Annotated in this window: 15 protein-coding genes; 2 read left to right on the top strand and 13 right to left on the bottom strand. The window is 68.8% G+C overall.

All coding sequences use genetic code 11. The features are described 5' to 3' along the window. Positions 1-64: 64 nt before the first annotated feature. Positions 65-1,465 carry a pyruvate kinase gene (gene pyk / locus JGU66_18030; protein MBJ6762668.1) on the top strand — a complete coding sequence of 467 codons (1,401 nt, stop codon included), beginning with the start codon at positions 65-67 and terminating at the stop codon, positions 1,463-1,465. Between the two features lie 30 nt (positions 1,466-1,495). Here the strand turns inward: pyk and JGU66_18035 are convergent, their stop codons facing one another. The 9 genes from JGU66_18035 to JGU66_18075 all read right to left on the bottom strand — a co-directional run bounded on the left by JGU66_18035 (position 1,496) and on the right by JGU66_18075 (position 10,997). After that, the gene (locus JGU66_18035; protein ID MBJ6762669.1) at positions 1,496-2,161 is read right to left on the bottom strand and encodes a hypothetical protein; all 666 of its coding nucleotides are present in this window, start codon (positions 2,159-2,161) and stop codon (positions 1,496-1,498) included. A gap of 16 nt (positions 2,162-2,177) precedes the next feature. Next, the gene (gene carA, locus JGU66_18040) at positions 2,178-3,302 is read right to left on the bottom strand and encodes a glutamine-hydrolyzing carbamoyl-phosphate synthase small subunit (protein ID MBJ6762670.1); all 1,125 of its coding nucleotides are present in this window, start codon (positions 3,300-3,302) and stop codon (positions 2,178-2,180) included. Further along, positions 3,302-4,612 (bottom strand): dihydroorotase, encoded by a 1,311-nt coding sequence (locus JGU66_18045; GenBank protein ID MBJ6762671.1) that lies wholly within the window; start codon positions 4,610-4,612, stop codon positions 3,302-3,304. The genes carA and JGU66_18045 overlap by 1 nt, the downstream gene beginning before the upstream one ends. Next, positions 4,609-5,502, bottom strand: coding sequence for an aspartate carbamoyltransferase catalytic subunit (locus JGU66_18050; GenBank protein ID MBJ6762672.1), 894 nt, complete (start codon positions 5,500-5,502; stop codon positions 4,609-4,611). Before JGU66_18050 ends, JGU66_18045 begins: the two co-directional genes overlap by 4 nt. Before the next feature lie 73 nt (positions 5,503-5,575). Further along, positions 5,576-6,817, bottom strand: a complete 1,242-nt coding sequence (gene lepB / locus JGU66_18055; protein MBJ6762673.1) for a signal peptidase I — start codon at positions 6,815-6,817, stop codon at positions 5,576-5,578. Between the two features lie 5 nt (positions 6,818-6,822). Beyond that, positions 6,823-8,634, bottom strand: coding sequence for an elongation factor 4 (gene lepA / locus JGU66_18060; GenBank protein MBJ6762674.1), 1,812 nt, complete (start codon positions 8,632-8,634; stop codon positions 6,823-6,825). Between the two features lie 176 nt (positions 8,635-8,810). After that, positions 8,811-9,755: an NAD-dependent epimerase/dehydratase family protein gene (locus tag JGU66_18065; protein ID MBJ6762675.1), complete on the bottom strand. Its 945-nt coding sequence runs from the start codon at positions 9,753-9,755 to the stop codon at positions 8,811-8,813. Between the two features lie 63 nt (positions 9,756-9,818). Continuing rightward, positions 9,819-10,778 (bottom strand): SDR family oxidoreductase, encoded by a 960-nt coding sequence (locus tag JGU66_18070; protein ID MBJ6762676.1) that lies wholly within the window; start codon positions 10,776-10,778, stop codon positions 9,819-9,821. 36 nt (positions 10,779-10,814) lie between these two features. Beyond that, on the bottom strand, positions 10,815-10,997 hold the full coding sequence (locus JGU66_18075) for a ribbon-helix-helix domain-containing protein (GenBank protein ID MBJ6762677.1): 183 nt from the start codon (positions 10,995-10,997) through the stop codon (positions 10,815-10,817). Positions 10,998-11,089: 92 nt separating this feature from the next. On the opposite strand from JGU66_18075, the gene JGU66_18080 reads away from it, so the two are divergent. Next, positions 11,090-11,716, top strand: coding sequence for a hypothetical protein (locus JGU66_18080; GenBank protein ID MBJ6762678.1), 627 nt, complete (start codon positions 11,090-11,092; stop codon positions 11,714-11,716). A gap of 63 nt (positions 11,717-11,779) precedes the next feature. On the opposite strand, the gene JGU66_18085 is transcribed toward JGU66_18080, so the two are convergent. The 4 genes from JGU66_18085 to JGU66_18100 all read right to left on the bottom strand — a co-directional run bounded on the left by JGU66_18085 (position 11,780) and on the right by JGU66_18100 (position 15,680). After that, the gene (locus tag JGU66_18085) at positions 11,780-12,142 is read right to left on the bottom strand and encodes a cupin domain-containing protein (protein MBJ6762679.1); all 363 of its coding nucleotides are present in this window, start codon (positions 12,140-12,142) and stop codon (positions 11,780-11,782) included. Between the two features lie 26 nt (positions 12,143-12,168). Next, positions 12,169-13,089 carry an SPOR domain-containing protein gene (locus JGU66_18090; protein MBJ6762680.1) on the bottom strand — a complete coding sequence of 307 codons (921 nt, stop codon included), beginning with the start codon at positions 13,087-13,089 and terminating at the stop codon, positions 12,169-12,171. A gap of 170 nt (positions 13,090-13,259) precedes the next feature. After that, entirely contained in the window at positions 13,260-14,306 is a 1,047-nt protein-coding gene (mnmA, locus tag JGU66_18095; protein ID MBJ6762681.1) for a tRNA 2-thiouridine(34) synthase MnmA, read from the bottom strand. Between the two features lie 99 nt (positions 14,307-14,405). Beyond that, positions 14,406-15,680 carry a CCA tRNA nucleotidyltransferase gene (locus tag JGU66_18100; GenBank protein MBJ6762682.1) on the bottom strand — a complete coding sequence of 425 codons (1,275 nt, stop codon included), beginning with the start codon at positions 15,678-15,680 and terminating at the stop codon, positions 14,406-14,408. Positions 15,681-15,802: the final 122 nt, after the last annotated feature.

The raw sequence follows: 15,802 nt of genomic DNA on the forward strand, positions 1-15,802 counted from the left end.
GAAGTAGTCCCCCTCCCGCGAGCCTGTCAAGCCGGTCCGTCCGCCGCCTACGATGGCCGGACCTATGCGCAAGGCGAAAATCATCTGCACGCTGGGACCTGCCTCGAACACGCGAGAGGTCATCGAGGGGCTGATTCGCGCCGGCATGAACGTGGCTCGGCTCAACTTCTCCCATGGGACGCACGAGGAGCACCGACGCCGCGTGGAGCTCGTCCGCGAGGCGTCCCGCAAGCTGGGCGTGCCCGTGGCCATCCTCCAGGATGTGCAGGGCCCCAAGATTCGCCTGGGAAAGTTCGAAGGTGGACACCTCACGGTGAAGACGGGGCAGACCGTCACGCTCACCACCCGGGCCGTGCTGGGCCACGGCTCGCTCATCCCCACCCCGGTGCGCACCCTGCCCCGTGACGTGACGCGTGGCGAGGTGGTGTTGCTGGATGACGGGCGCGTGCGCCTGCGCGTGCGCAAGGTGGAGGGGCGCGAGGTGACGTGCCGCGTGGAGGTGGGCGGCCTGCTCAAGGATCACAAGGGCCTGAACCTGCCGGGCGCCGCGGTCTCCGTGCCGACCCTCACGCCCAAGGACGTGGAGGACCTCGCCTTCGGCCAGGAGCTGGGCGTGGACTACGTGGCCCTCTCCTTCGTGCGCTCGGCCGAGGACGTGAAGCGAGCACGGGCCCTCGTGGCGCGGAACCGGACGCCGCTCATCGCGAAGATTGAGAAGCCGCAGGCGGTGGAGAACCTGGAGTCGATTGCGCGCGCGTCGGACGGCGTCATGGTGGCCCGTGGCGACCTGGGTGTGGAGATGCCGCTGGAGCAGCTCCCCGCCATCCAGAAGCGCATCGTCCGCGAGGTGAACCGGCGCGGCGGCATCGTCATCGTCGCCACGGAGATGCTGGAGAGCATGGTGAACAACCCCCGCCCCACCCGCGCGGAGGTGTCCGATGTGGCCAATGCCATCCTCGATGGCGCGGACGCGGTGATGCTCTCCGGCGAGACGGCGGCGGGCCGACACCCCGTCGACGCGGTGGCCACCATGGCGCGCATCGTCGAAGAGACGGAGCGCGGAACCTTGAAGCACCCCCACCCCACGCCCTTCGAGCACTCGGACGACCTGGGCACGGGCGTGGCCGCGGCCGCCGTGGCGGCAGCGCACCAGTTGGGCAGTGAGACCATCGTCGCGTACACGGAGAGCGGCCACACCGCGCGGCTCCTGTCCGAGTACCGCCCGCACGCGCGCATCCTCGCGCTCACCCCGAACCTCGAGGCGGTGCATCGCATGGCGCTCTACTGGGGCGTCACGGGGCTGCGCGTGAAGCGCGTGACGTCCACGGACGCCATGCTGCGACAGGTGCGCCGCTTGTGCCGGGAGGAGCGGCTCGCCGCTCCGGGCGAGCCCGTGGTGATTGTCGCCGGAGTGCCACTCAACGTTCCCGGCAACACCAACCTGATGACCGTGCACCGCGTCTGAGAGACGCAGCGCAGCGGCCATGGTCCAGACTCAGAGCACCTTCTGCTCGAAGTCGTAGAGCTTCTCGACGGCGAGCTGGCGGTAGCGCTCCGTGTTGAGGGCGCGTCGGGCACACTCCCAGACGAGCTCCTTGGCCGGGCGCTCCGGCTCCTTCTTCTTGCGGCGCTTGACCTCCGCCTTGATGGACTTCACCACGGCGCTCGGGTGGTAGCAGAACGCCGAGGAGAACAGCAGGTGCCCACCGAACGGGATGAGGCGGGCCTCCAGAACGTCCCCCGTCTCCAGGCCCGCGACGTGACGGCGCTCCGTCACATCGAAGTCCTTGCCGGAGAACAGCTCCCGGAGGCGCACCATCCCCTTGCCCAGCTTGCGGACCTCGAAGAGGCCGTGGACGGTCTCCGTGAAGCTGCGGAAGGCGTTCACCTCTTCGGGGGCCGTGTTCTGCACCCGCGCCTCGTACAGCTCCACGGCCGGCGTCTTGCCCGTCTGCGGCGAGACGCGGTCGTAGAGGTAGTAGTCGAGGAACGACGCCATGCGCAGCTCGAAGAGCTTGTCGTCCTCGAAGACCTCGCCCGTCAGGCGGAAGTACTCCGCCTTGGCCACCAGGAGGTCCGCCTTGCGCGGCTCCTCGCTGCCAAAGGCGATGAGCTGATCCAGATAGGGCTGATAGGAGAGCGGGGTCTGAGGCGTGTCCATGGGGCGGTGGAGCATCCTACCCCGCCATCAGCTTCGCGAAGCGGGCGAAGAGATAGCGTGCGTCGTGAGGGCCGGGCGAGGCCTCGGGGTGGTACTGGACGCTGAAGGCGCGCGCGTCCGGGACGGCCAGCCCCTCCACCGTGCCATCGTTCAGGTTGATGTGGGTCACCACCGCCTTCCCCTTGAGGCTGGCGTCGTCCACGGCGAAGCCGTGGTTCTGGGCGGTGATCTCCACCTTGCCGGTGGTCAGGTCCTTCACGGGCTGGTTGGCGCCGCGGTGGCCGAACTTCATCTTGTACGTCCGGCCGCCCAGGGCCAGCGCCATGATCTGGTGCCCCAGGCAGATGCCGAACACGGGCACCTTGCCCAAGAGCGCCGCCACGGTGCGGTCCGCGCCCTTCACGGCGGCCGGGTCCCCGGGGCCGTTGGCCAGGAAGACGCCGTGTGGCTTGCGAGCCAGTACCTCTTCCGCGGTGGTGTTGGAAGGAACCACCGTCACGCGGCAGCCCTCATCCACCAGGTACTGGAGCATGGAGCGCTTGAGGCCGTAGTCGTACGCGACGACATCGAAGCGCAGCTCCGGCGTGGGCCGAGGGTCGTTCGGCGAGCGGAACACGTCCGGCGACGGCGTGGTGAAGACGTACGGCGTCTTCGTCGAGACGCCCGTGGCCAGGTCCATGCCCTCCATGCCCGGGGCGGTCCGAGCCCGCTCCACCAGCGCGGCGGCGGAGTGCCCGTCCGACGAGATGACGCCCGTCTGCGAGCCGTGCGTGCGCAGGTGGCGCACGAGCCGCCGGGTGTCCACGCCCTCGATGCCGGCGCGGCCGTGCCGCTTCAGGTACGCATCCAGCGACTCCTTCGAGCGCCAGTTGGAAGCCTGCGGCGTGAGCGAGCGCACCGCCATGCCCACCGCATGCGGCTGTCCCGCCTCCTCGTCCTCCGGATTGGCACCGACGTTGCCCATCTCCGGGTACGCCATGGTGACGATCTGCCCGACATACGAGGGGTCCGTGAGGATCTCCTGGTAGCCGAACATCGACGTGTTGAAGACCACCTCGCCCACCAACTCACCGGTCGCGCCAAAAGCACGACCCTCGAACGTGGTGCCATCCGCCAGCGCGAGTACCGCCCGCTTCGTCATCACCGAGACTCCTTGGAGGGGCTCACCTGGCCCCCCTCGTAAACGCAGCGACCACTCACCCACGTCTGCGTCACGCGGCCCTTCATCGACCGGCCATGAAACGGGGTATTGCGACTGCGGGAATAGAAACGCTGGACGTCCACCGTCCACTCCTCATCCGGCGACACCACCGTGATGTCCGCCGGTGCCCCCACGGCCAGGTGGCCGCCCGGCAGGCCGAACGCTCTCGCCGGGCCCTCCGACAGCAGCTCCACGGCGCGCCGAGGACTCAACAGCCCCCCATGCACCAGCGCCAGCGTCAGCCCCACCGCGGTCTCCAGGCCGACGATGCCGTTGATGCCCTTCTCGAACTCCACCTGCTTGTCCAGCACACCGTGCGGCGCGTGGTCCGTGGCGATGGCGTCCACCGTGCCATCCACCAGCGCCTCGCGCAGCGCCAGGACGTCGCGGTCCGAGCGCAGCGGCGGGGCCATCTTCGCGTGCGTGTCGTAGTTGCCCACCGCGCGGTCATCCAAGGTGAAGTGATGCGGCGCCACCTCGCAGGTGACGCGCAGGCCGCGCTGCTTGGCCTCGCGGATGAGGCGCACGCTGCCCTCGCACGAGACGTGCGCCACGTGCAGCCGGCCCTTCGTCTCCTCGAGCAGCACCATGTCGCGCGCCACCATGGCGACCTCGGCGGACGCCGGGATGCCTCGCAGCCCCAGGCGCGTGGAGGTGGCGCCCTCGTGCATGGTGCCGCCGGCCGACAGCGTGAGGTCCTCCTCGTGCACCATCACGGGGATGTCGAAGAGCGTGGCGTACTGGAGCGCGCGCCGCATCAGCGCCGCGCTCATCACGGGCCGGCCGTCGTCGGTGATGGCCACGCAGCCGGCGGCCACCAGTTCGCCCGCCTCGGCCAGCTCCTCGCCCTTGAGGCCCTTGGTGATGGCCCCAGCGGGGTAGACGTGACAGAGGTTCGCGTCACGGGCGCGTGACAGCACCAGCTCGGTGACGAGCGCGCTGTCGTTGACGATCTTGGTGTTGGGCATGGCCACCACCGCGGTGAAGCCGCCCGCCACCGCCGAGCGACACCCGGTGAGCACCGTCTCCTTGCCCTCTTCGCCCGGCTCGCGCAGGTGCACGTGCAGGTCGATGAAGCCTGGCACCACCCACTGGCCCGCGGCCTCCACCACGCGAGCGCCCGCGGGCGCGGCGATGGGCTGGGCCGAGACCTCGACCACCTTCCCGTCGCGCACCAGCACGTCGTGCACGCCGTCCACACCGTGGCGTGGATCAATGAGCCGCCCCCGCCGGAAGAGCACTGAACTCATGACGCGCACACCTCCAGGATGGCCCGGCGAACCGCGACGCCGTTGGCCACCTGCTCCAGGATGACGCTGCGAGGTCCATCCGCCACGCCGGGCGCCAGCTCGACGCCGCGGTTGATGGGGCCGGGGTGAAGCACCAACGCCTCGGGCTTCATGCGCTCGGCTCGCGCGGCGTTGAGGCCGAACAGGCGCGCGTACTCGCGCGTGGAGGGCAGGGACGCCTCACCCATCCGCTCCGTCTGGAGCCGCAGACACATGACCGCGTCGGCCTGGGGCAGCACCTCATCCAACCGGTGCGTGACCTCGCCCCCCATCTCCTCGAGGCCAGGCGGGATCAGCGTGGGCGGACCACACAGCACCACGCGGGCCCCCAGCGCCTTGAGGCACAGCAGGTTCGAGCGAGCCACGCGGCTGTGCTGCACATCGCCGACGATGAGCACCGTGCGCCCTTCCAGGCTGCCCCAGCGGCGGCGGAGTGTGAAGGCATCCAGCAGGGCCTGGGACGGATGCTCGTGCGCACCGTCCCCCGCGTTCACCACGGCGCAGCGCACGTGCTGCGCGACGAGGTGCGGCGCGCCCGAGGCCCGGTTCCGGATGACGATGACCGCGGGCCCCAGCGCTTCGATGTTGCGCGCGGTGTCCAGCAGCGTCTCGCCCTTGGAAGCCGAGGAGCCGACCAGGCCCCAGTTGAGGACATCCGCTCCCAACCCTCGCGCGGCGACCTCGAAGGAGGAGCGCGTCCGGGTAGAGTCCTCGAAGAACAGGTTCGCGACCACGCGCCCCCGAAGGGTGTGCGAGGCATCTGGACCACCGGGAAGATGGGCTCGCGCGCGATCGAGCAGCGCGATCAGCTCATCCCGGCGCCAGCCTTCGATTCCAAGAAGGTGTCTCATGGGCCGGGGGCGCCGCGTACCCCGCGCCGCACGTTGCGTCAAGCACGGCGCGCAGGCCCCCGTCACACGGACATCAGCGCACCGGTTCGAAGAAGCGATCCAACCGCAAGCCCGTGCCGCCGAACAGGTTGCTCAGCAGGCCGCCGTAGCCCAGCGACAACCACACCACCATCGCCTTGCCCTTGATGTGGCCAAACGGCACGTAGGCCACGCGGATGGGCCCACCGAGTCCATAGCGGCTGTCGAGGCTGTTGTTGCGGTTGTCCCCCATCACGAAGACGTGACCTGCGGGGACCACGTACGGGCCCTCACGGGCCTTGCTCGGCTGCTGGACGGCGTTCTGGAGCGCGGCGTGCTCCACGCCCGCCAGGTCCTCGCGGTAGAGGACCTCTTCCTCGTCGAACCACTCGCTCCCCTGCTCGTTCCAGTTGTGCACCACGAAGTCGGTGGACACGAGCTGGCGCGGCTGAGGCTGCCCGTTGATGACGACCACGCCGTCGACGATCTCCACCGTGTCACCCGGCACGCCGATGACGCGCTTGATGAAGTCCTTGGACTCGTCCACGGGGTTGTTGAAGACGATGACGTCGCCTCGCGCGGGCGCGCGGACGATGCGGAACGGCACCACGTTGAGGAACGGGATGCGCACGCCGTAGATGAACTTGTTGACGAAGACCTGATCGCCAATCTGGAGCGTGGGCAACATGGAGCCGGACGGAATCCGGTACGGCTCCACGATGACGGTGCGGATGACCAGGGCGATGAAGAGCGCCTTGGCGAACCCGCCGATGAAGTCCCACGCGGACTGCTTGCGGTACGGGCCCAGGTGCTCGGCGGTGAGCGCCTCCAGCGTCTTGACCTCCGCCTGGAGCCGCGCCGCGTCGCCCTCCATGGAGGCCGTCTCCACGCGCAGGGCCTGCTCGGTGATGCGCTCGCTTGCCTGCGCGGACACCTTGCCCTGCACGCGCGAGAGGATGCGCTCGTCCTCGGCGATCAGCTCGCGCGCGTCGTGGCGCAGCTGCCGGATGGCCCGCTCCTTGGCGGAGGCGTTGCGCCACACCAGCAGCGCCACGAAGTACGCCACCATCAGGAGCCCGAAGCCCTTCATCGCGGGCTGCGCCCAGCCCGCGGTCGAAGGCGCCACCTCGATGAGCGTGACGTAGGGCACGAACGCGATGCCCAGCAGCGACAGCGGGGCCCACAGGCTCGTCAGCATCTCGCGCCAGACCCACTGGCGCCGAGCCTTGAGCTGCTCCGGGGTACGGCGAGCGGCCATGGCCGCTCCGAGCTTCACGGGAGGACTGGCCGCGTTCATGGGGCCTACTGCTCCGTCTTGAGGACCGCGAGGAAGGCTTCCTGGGGAATCTCCACCGTGCCCACCTGCTTCATGCGCTTCTTGCCCTCCTTCTGCTTCTCGAGGAGCTTGCGCTTGCGGCTGATGTCACCGCCGTAGCACTTGGCGAGCACGTTCTTGCGCATGGCCGAGATGGTCTCGCGCGCGATGATCTTCGCGCCGATGGCCGCCTGGATGGCCACTTCGTACATCTGCTTGGGAATCACTTCCTTGAGCTTCTGGCAGACCTCGCGGCCGCGCAGGTACGCGCGATCGCGGTGCACGATGACGCTCAGCGCGTCCACCGGATCCCCGTTGATGAGGATGTCCAACCGGGCCAGATCCGCCTCGGCGTAGCCAGACAGCTCGTAGTCGAGGCTCGCGTAGCCGCGCGAGACGCTCTTCAGCTTGTCGAAGAAGTCGAACACCACCTCGGCCAGCGGCATCTCGTACGTCACCTGCACGCGCTGGCCGCTGCTGCCCAGGTACTTCATGTCCTTCTGCACCCCGCGCCGCTCCTGGCACAGCTTCAGGATGGCGCCCAGGTGATCATTCGGGACGTGGATGTGGCAGGAGAGCAGCGGCTCCTCGAACTTCGCGATGTTCTGGACGGGCGGCAGCTTGGCCGGGTTGTCCACCAGCGTCACCTCGCCCTTGCTCGTGGTGATGCGGTACACCACGGAAGGCGCGGTGGTGATGAGGTTGAGGTTGTACTCGCGCTCCAGGCGCTCCTGGACGATCTCCATGTGGAGCAGGCCCAGGTAGCCGCAGCGGAACCCGAAGCCGAGCGCCGTGGAGGACTCGGGCTCATAGGTGAAGGCCGAGTCGTTCAGCTTCAGCTTGGCGAGCGCGTCGCGCAGGTTCTCGTACTCGGCGGAGTCCACCGGGAAGATGCCGCTGAACACCATCGGCTTCACTTCCTGGAAGCCCGGGAACGCCTCCTCCGTGGGACGCGCCTCCTCGGTGACGGTGTCGCCCACCTTCGCGTCCGGCAGCTCCTTGATGTTCGCGACGAGGACACCCACCTCGCCCGCGATGAGCTGCTGCACCGGGCGCGAGAACGGGCTGAACACGCCCAGCTCCTGCACCTCGAAGACCTTGTTGTTGCTGAAGAGCTTGATCTTCTGCTTCAGCTTGAGGGTGCCCTCCAGCACGCGCACCAGCGTCACCACGCCCCGGTAGTTGTCGTACCAGGAGTCGAAGATGAGCGCCTTGAGCGGCGCGTCCGCGGAGCCGGTGGGCGGAGGCACGCGCGCCACGACGGACTCGAGGATGTCATGGATGCCCACGCCCTCCTTCGCGGAGGCGGGCACGGCCACGGACGCGTCGATGCCGATGACGTCTTCAATCTCGGCCCGCGTGCGCGCCACGTCCGCGCTCGGCAGGTCGATCTTGTTGATGACCGGGATGATCTCCAGGTCGTGATCCAACGCCATGTAGACGTTGGCCAGCGTCTGGGCTTCCACGCCCTGGCTGGCGTCCACCACGAGCAGCGCGCCCTCGCACGCGGCGAGGCTGCGGCTCACCTCGTAGGCGAAGTCCACGTGTCCCGGCGTGTCGATGAGGTTGAGGACGTACGTCTTGCCGTCCTTGGCGGTGTAGTTCATCCGCACGGACTGGGCCTTGATGGTGATGCCCCGTTCGCGCTCGATGTCCATGTTGTCGAGGAACTGGGCCTGCGCTTCCCGCTTGGTCAGCGTTCCAGTCTTCTCGAGGAGGCGATCCGCCAACGTCGACTTACCGTGGTCGATGTGGGCGATGATGCAGAAGTTGCGGATGTGCGCGTTTTCGGCCGGCATGCTCGGGACGCTCGTCGCTAATCGAAGCGGGCGTGGCTAACACCAAACCGCGCGAAAATCTACGCGTGAGCGCGCCCGCCGCCCAGGCAACCCGTCCGCGCGCGGCGCTGTTCCAAAGAGGCACCGCGCGCCGTCCTCCGCCTGGGAGGACGGCACGAGAGCACCCCACCCACCCCTCACCCCATGGCGCGGGTGGGCGCGGCGGCCTTCTGACGGAAGTACGCGATGGTCCGGCGCACGCCCTCGGCCAGGTCCACCGTCGGATGCCAGCCGAGCACCTTCTTCGCCAGGCTGTTGTCGATGCACGAGCGGAGCTGCTCGCCCGGCTTGCCCGGCGCGTGCGTGGCCGGCTGGGTGGAGCCCGCGGCGTCAGCCAGGGCCTTGTAGAGCTGGTTGATGTCCGTCTCCACGCCCGTGCCGATGTTCACCGCCCCGACGTAGTCCTTCTCGAAGGCGAGGTAGTTGGCGCGCGCCACGTCCGGACCGAAGACGAAGTCCCGCGACTGCTTGCCCTCGCCGAAGATGGTGCAGCCCTGGCCCGCGATGAGCCGCTGGCTGAAGATGGCCACCACGCCGGCCTCGCCATGCGGGTTCTGCCGCGGGCCGTACACGTTGGCGTACCGGAGGGCCACGTACGGCAGGCCGTACTGCGCCCGGTAGTAGCCGAGGTACAGCTCGCCGGACGCCTTGGAGACGCCATACGGCGACACCGGCCGCGTCGGATGCGACTCGGGGGCGGGGAACACGTCCTGCTCGCCATAGATGGCGCCGCCCGTCGAGCTGAAGAGGACCTTCTTCACGCCCGCGTGACGGGCCGCCTCCAGCAGGTTGAGCATGCCGCGGATGTTCACGTCCGCGTCGAAGCTCGGGTCCTCCACGCTGCGGCGCACGTCCATCTGCGCCGCCAGATGGCAGATGACCTGCGGCTTCTCGGACTTGATCAACTCCGAGGCCTCGCGGCTGCGGATGTCGTGCACCACCAGCCGGACGCGAGGGTCCAGGTTCTCACGCTTGCCGCCGGACAGATCGTCCAGCGCGATGACCTCGTGGCCACCCTTGAGGAACTCGTCACACACGTGCGAGCCGATGAAGCCCGCGCCGCCCGTCACCAGGACTTTCACGCCAGTACGCTCCCGGCCACCGCTCGTGGCCGCACCGTTGAGCACATCGATTGCGGCGGCAACCTATGCCGAGGTCCTGCGCCCGGCAACCTCGCGGAAATACGCGATGGTCTCCCGCAGACCGTCCTCCAGGGCCACCTTGGGTTCCCAACCCAGCAGCGTGCGCGCCCGAGTGATGTCCGGCTGGCGCTGCTTCGGATCATCCTTGGGCAGCGGCTTGAAGACGAGCTTGCCGCCACCGCCCGCCGCCACGCGCACCGCCTCGGCGAACTGGCGGATGGTCATCTCGCGCGGGTTGCCGATGTTCACCGGATCCGTCACGTCCGACAGCGCCAGGCGCACCAGCCCGTCCACCAGGTCCTTCACGTAGCAGAACGAGCGCGTCTGGCTGCCGTCACCAAAGAGCGTGAAGTCCTCGCCCTGCAGCGCCTGGCCCACGAAGGCCGGCACCACGCGGCCATCGTTGAGGCGCATGCGCGGCCCATAGGTGTTGAAGATGCGCACGATGCGGGTCTTCACCCCGCGGCTGCGCGCGTAGGCGGCGGTGATGGCCTCGGCGTAGCGCTTGGCCTCGTCGTAGACGGAGCGCGGCCCAATGGGATTGACGTTGCCCCAGTAGTCCTCGCGCTGCGGATGCACTGCCGGGTCGCCGTAGATCTCCGAGGTGGAGGCCATGAGGAACACGGCGCCCTTGCGCTCGGCCAGCTTCAGCGCGTTCTCCGTCCCGATGGAGCCCACGCGCAGCGTCTCCAGCGGGAGGTTCGCATAGTCGATGGGCGACGCGGGCGAGGCCATGTTGAAGACGTAGTCTAGCGGGCCATCCACCTCGAGCCCCTCGACGATGTCCTGGCGCATGAACGTGAAGCCCGGCCGCGGCTTCAGCGTGCGGACGTTCTCCTCGTTCCCGGTGATGAGGTTGTCCACCGCGAAGACCGCCGCGGCCCCGTCATCCAGCAGCCGCTCACACAGGTGCGAGCCCACGAACCCCGCGCCCCCCAGGACGGCTATCCGCTTGCCATGCATGCTCGTCACGTCACGCCTCATTGGTTCGAGCCCTCGTCACGAGAGCTCATCAAAGGTTGCCTGCCCCGGTAGCTGGGCCTTGTACTTTTCCAGGACCAGGTCGATGCCTTGGCGGATGTACTCGGCCACGGGCACCTTGGTCTTCTGGTTCAGCGCCTTGAGCAGATCGTTCTGCTCCGGGGTGATGTAGATGGTGGTGCTGATCTTCTTTCGGGCCATGGCGATATGTGAAAATATATGGAATGACGTGGCCTGCGAAGCGCGGATTGCGGACGGCGCGGACGGAGCGCCCCGCCAGCCCCGGAGCACGCATGTCCCCTGTGAACCGTTGGATTTTGTTGGGATTCCTGGCCGCGGGAGTATTTCCCGGTTGTAGCGGTGACAAGGGGGCCCGGCGCGACGACGCGGCGGAGGGCGCCCTGGGGCCCCGGAAGGCCGAACCCATCCGCCCCGAGCGCTCCCGGGACGAGCAGGTCACGGAGATGGACGTCAACGGCGACCACTCCCCGGATGTGTGGACGTACTCCGTGACGGTGAAGTCCCCGGACGGCCACGAGCGCGAGCGCGTGGTGCGCAAGGAGCTGGACCTGAACTGGGACGGCAAGGTGGACCTCACCCAGTACTTCGACGAGCACGGCGAGAAGGTCCGCGAGGTCATGGACCTGGACTACGACGGCAAGGTCGATGCCACGTACACCTTCGAGAAGGGACTCAAGGTCAAGGGCGAGCGCGACATCGACGGCGATGGCCGCCCCGACTCGTTCCTCTTCTTCGAAAAGGGCGTGCTGGTCCGCAAGGAGAACGACAACAACCACGACGGCCGGGTCGACTACTGGGAGTACTGGGAAGGCAACCAGGTCGATCGCATCGGCGAGGACGTGGACGGCGACGGCAACGTCGACAAGTGGACCCGCAATCCGAGCGCCGCGCGACAGTAGCGTGCGCCCCCGCGCTCACCGCCACGATGCGGGAGCGTGCGGGGAGCGCCGATGCCCTGCGTCCTACGGAGTGCTGGTGCCGGTGCGGCCGTAGGCATCCTCGAGCCGGACCACGTCATCCAGCTCGGGGGTGCTGACCTCGAGGATGTCGCAGTCCGTGAGGGCGACCATGCGGTGCTTCATGAGGGGCTTGATGTGGTAGCTCTCACCGGGAAGCATTTCCTTCTCGATGAGGCCCTGGCCCTCGTCCACGACGAAGAGCAGCTTGCCGCTCTGTACGTGGATCGTCTCGTCCTTGCGGTTGTGGTACTGCAGGCTGAGCTTGTGGCCCTGCTTCACGTGCAGCAGCTTGCCCACGTAGCGCTCGGTGTGAGCCCAGATCAGCTCGTAGCCCCAGGGCTTCTCCACCCGCCTCGTCGTCGTCATGGTGCTTGCGTCTTCCTCGCCCTGCCCTAGTTCGTCGTGCCGGCCACGAACGCGTCGAGCTGGGTCTCTCGCTTGAAGTCTGCCAGGTACCGACCCGCCGCCTCCTTCGAGGCGAAGCTGCCCATGCGGACCCGGTACCAGGTGCCCTTTCCAGGCACCTCGGCCGGGACGATATAGGGGGCATAGCCCCGGTCACGCAACCGGGCGGCGAAACGGTCCGCCTCTGGACGATTCTGGAATGCCGAGAGCTGGAGGCTGAACGCCCCCCCCTTCACCGCCTCGGAGGGCTTGGGCGGCTCGGCCGGATGCTGGGTGACGCGGTCGATGGCCTCCTTCAGGCCCCCACCCTCGCGCGACGCGGTCCGGGTCGGAACGGCGGCGTCCTCGACCTTCCCGGAGACGGTCTCGGGCTTCGGGGTCGGCTTCGCGGCGACAGGCTCCGGCTTCTCCACCGGCTTGGCGGCCACGGGCTCCGGCTTCTCCACCGGCTTGGCGGCCACGGGCTCGGGCTTGGGAGCGGCGGGCTTCTCGGCGGCGGCGACCCGCGCGTCGTCCGACATGGGCAGCTCGCCGGTGTCCGGATCCGGGGTCGGCGCCAGCGTGGGCTTCTCGACCGGCTTCGCCGCGGGCTTGTCCGAGGCGCGGGCCACAGGCTTGGGCGCCGGCGGGAGCGCGGGCTCGGCGGTGGACTTGCGCGTCAGCTCGTCCTGGAAGGTGAGCGGCGGCTCCTTCTGGACCTCCTGGAGCGCCTGCGCGTTGGCATCCAGCGCGGACAACAGGTCGGGCGCGGCGGCGGCCTGCGCGTTGCCGGCGAGCTTCTTGCCCACCACCACGCCGAGCACGAACACGGCCCCCATGACGACGATGCCGGCGATCATCAAGCTGACGATCTGCCGGTTGTCGAGCGAGACGTCGAACTTCTCCTTCATCCGATGGGCGTCACGCATGGCAGTGCAGACCTCTTGTGCGCGCCACGGGCCGTGTAACGCCCTGTAGCGACAACGTGGGCGCAAGGTACGCCCCACCCCCAGGTCGGTCAAATTCACGGAACCCGTGCGGAAGCATGGCTCGCGCGAGCCTCACGACACCGCGCGACGGCAACCGCCGACCCGCGAGGTCAGACGATCCACCCGCCCCCGAGCACGCGATCTCCCGAGTACACCACCGCGGCCTGGCCCGGCGTGACGGCGCGCGCGGGCGCATCGAGCTTCACGGACACGAGCCCGTGCGGCGACACCTGCACCCGACCTGCCGCGCCCGCATGCCGGTGCCGGATCCGAACCTCCACGGTCTGCTCCGGCGGAGGCACCGCATCCACCCAGTGGGGTTGGAGCAGGCCGAACGTGTCGCGCGCGGAGCCTTCGGCCGGCCCCACCACCACGCGGTTCGTGTCCGGCTCCAGACGCTGCACGTAGCGCACTTCGCCGCCGCCCAGGTTGAGGCCCCGACGTTGCCCCACCGTGTAACGGTGAATGCCTTGGTGCGTGCCGAGCACGGCGCCCGACGCATCCACGATGTCGCCCTCGGGCTGCGGGCCCGCGACCTTCTCCACGAAGCCCGCGTAGTCACCGTCCGGCACGAAGCAGATCTCCATGCTCTCGGGCTTGTGGCTCGTGGGGAGCTGGTGTCGCTCGGCGATGGCGCGCACCTCGGGCTTGGTGAGGTGTCCGACGGGGAAGAGCACGTCGCGCAGCTCCTCCTGGCCGAGCGTGAAGAGGAAGTAGCTCTGGTCCTTGGCGGCATCCACCGCGCGCCGCAGGACGTAGCGACCGCCGACCTCCTCGACCTGCGCGTAGTGCCCCGTGGCGAGCCGGGCTCCGAGCGCCCTCGCGCGCTTGAGGAGGTAGTTGAACTTCACGTCGCGGTTGCAGGCGACACACGGGATGGGCGTGCGCCCGCCCAGGTACGACTGGACGAACGGGCTGACCACGCGCTCCTGGAAGATCTCCTCCGCGTTCGCGACGTAGAACGGGATGCCCAGCGTGTTCGCCACGGCGCGCGCGTCATCGATGTCGTCGGGGCTGCAGCAGCTCCCGCACTTCGCGTTGTCCTCGTAGGACCACACGCGAAGGGTGATACCGATGACCTCATGCCCCTGCTCCTTGAGGAGCGCGGCGGCGGCCGAGGAGTCCACTCCTCCGCTCATGGCAACGACGACTCGCATGGGGCCCTTCCTACACGCCCGCGGGCCCGCGCGCACGGGCAGAGGACCTGGGGGCAGCGCGATTCCCCCTCCCCTGCTCGCCTGGCCGGGGCTCTCGCCTCATGCACCACCCGACGGACGCGACCTCCAGCTCCGCAGCGCGTCCTGGAGGCGCTCGGGGGTGTTCAGCGAGGGGTCATCGAGCACCGCCTCCACCAGGAACCGCGTCGCCTCGCCGACGATGGGCGAGGGACCCACCCCCAGCGTGGCCATGATGTCCTTGCCCGTGAGTGCCAGGTCCTTGGCCACGAGGGGCGGCTTCGTGGCGGCGATCGCCTCCAGCCGCGCCGCGAGCTGCTCCAGCGCGGGACGCAGTTCGGGGGTTCGGGCTTCCACCCTCGCGCGCGCCACCGCCAGCAAGGCCGGGAGCTGCGGTACCCCCAGTCGAGCGAGCATCCGCCGCAGGGTGGGATCCGAGTCGCCCAGCCGAGCCTCCAGCTTCGCGTGTTCCACCAGGAGCCCGACCAGGTCCGCCGTCTTGTTGGAGAACTTGAGGCGCAGACAGAGGTCGCGCGCCTGCGGCCCGGTGGTCAAGTCCGCGAGCAGCGCCGCGACCCGCACATCCTGCTCATGCACCGCGACCTGCGCCGCGTGCCGCGCCTGCCGGGCAGCGTCAGGATCGGCCCGCGCCAGTTCGGGAAGGAACACGCCGAGCAACCCGGTCTGCTCGAGCAGCAACAGTCCGCCCTCGGCCCGAGGCGACATGAGCAGCTTCACGAACTCCTCGCGCACGCGCTCCAGCGCCACCTTGCGGAACACATCCAACGTGGCGGGGATGGCGTCGCGCGTGGACGCGTCCAGCGTGAAGCCCAGCACGGCGGCGAAGCGCACCGCGCGCAGCGGGCGCAGCCCATCCTCGGAGAAGCGCTCCTGCGCCGAGCCCACGCAGCGAATGAGCTGCGCCTGCAAGTCCGTCTGCCCCTCGAACGGATCCACCAGCTCGCGGTCGAGCGGGTTGTAGGCCATCGCGTTGATGGTGAAGTCGCGCCGCGACAGGTCCTTCACGATGTCCCGCTCGAAGGCCACGGAGCTGGGGCGCCGGCCATCCAGGTAGTCGCCCTCCGAGCGGAAGGTGGTGACCTCCACATGGTTGCCGCCCGTCACCACCGTCACGGTGCCGTGCTGGATGCCCGTGGGAATCACCTTGCGGAACGCGGCCTGGACCTCCTGAGGCAGCGCGCTGGTGGCGACATCGAAGTCCTTGGGATGGACCTGACGGACCATGTCCCGGACGCAGCCGCCCACCAGGTAGACGGCGTGGCCCAGTTCGCGCAGGCGGGAGATGACCTCGATGACAGGTCGCGGGATGTCGGCGTTGTGGAGGTTCGCGATCATGAAGGGGACAGCGTGAAGAGTGCGCCAACGTTGCCCGCTTCACCCTTGTTTGCCAACCGGGTCGCTCACGAGAAGCCGTGCCTGCTACACCGCGCGTGCGCCGCGAACACCGGCGCCCATCC

This window comes from Myxococcaceae bacterium JPH2 (assembly GCA_016458225.1).
Lineage (GTDB): Bacteria > Myxococcota > Myxococcia > Myxococcales > Myxococcaceae > Citreicoccus.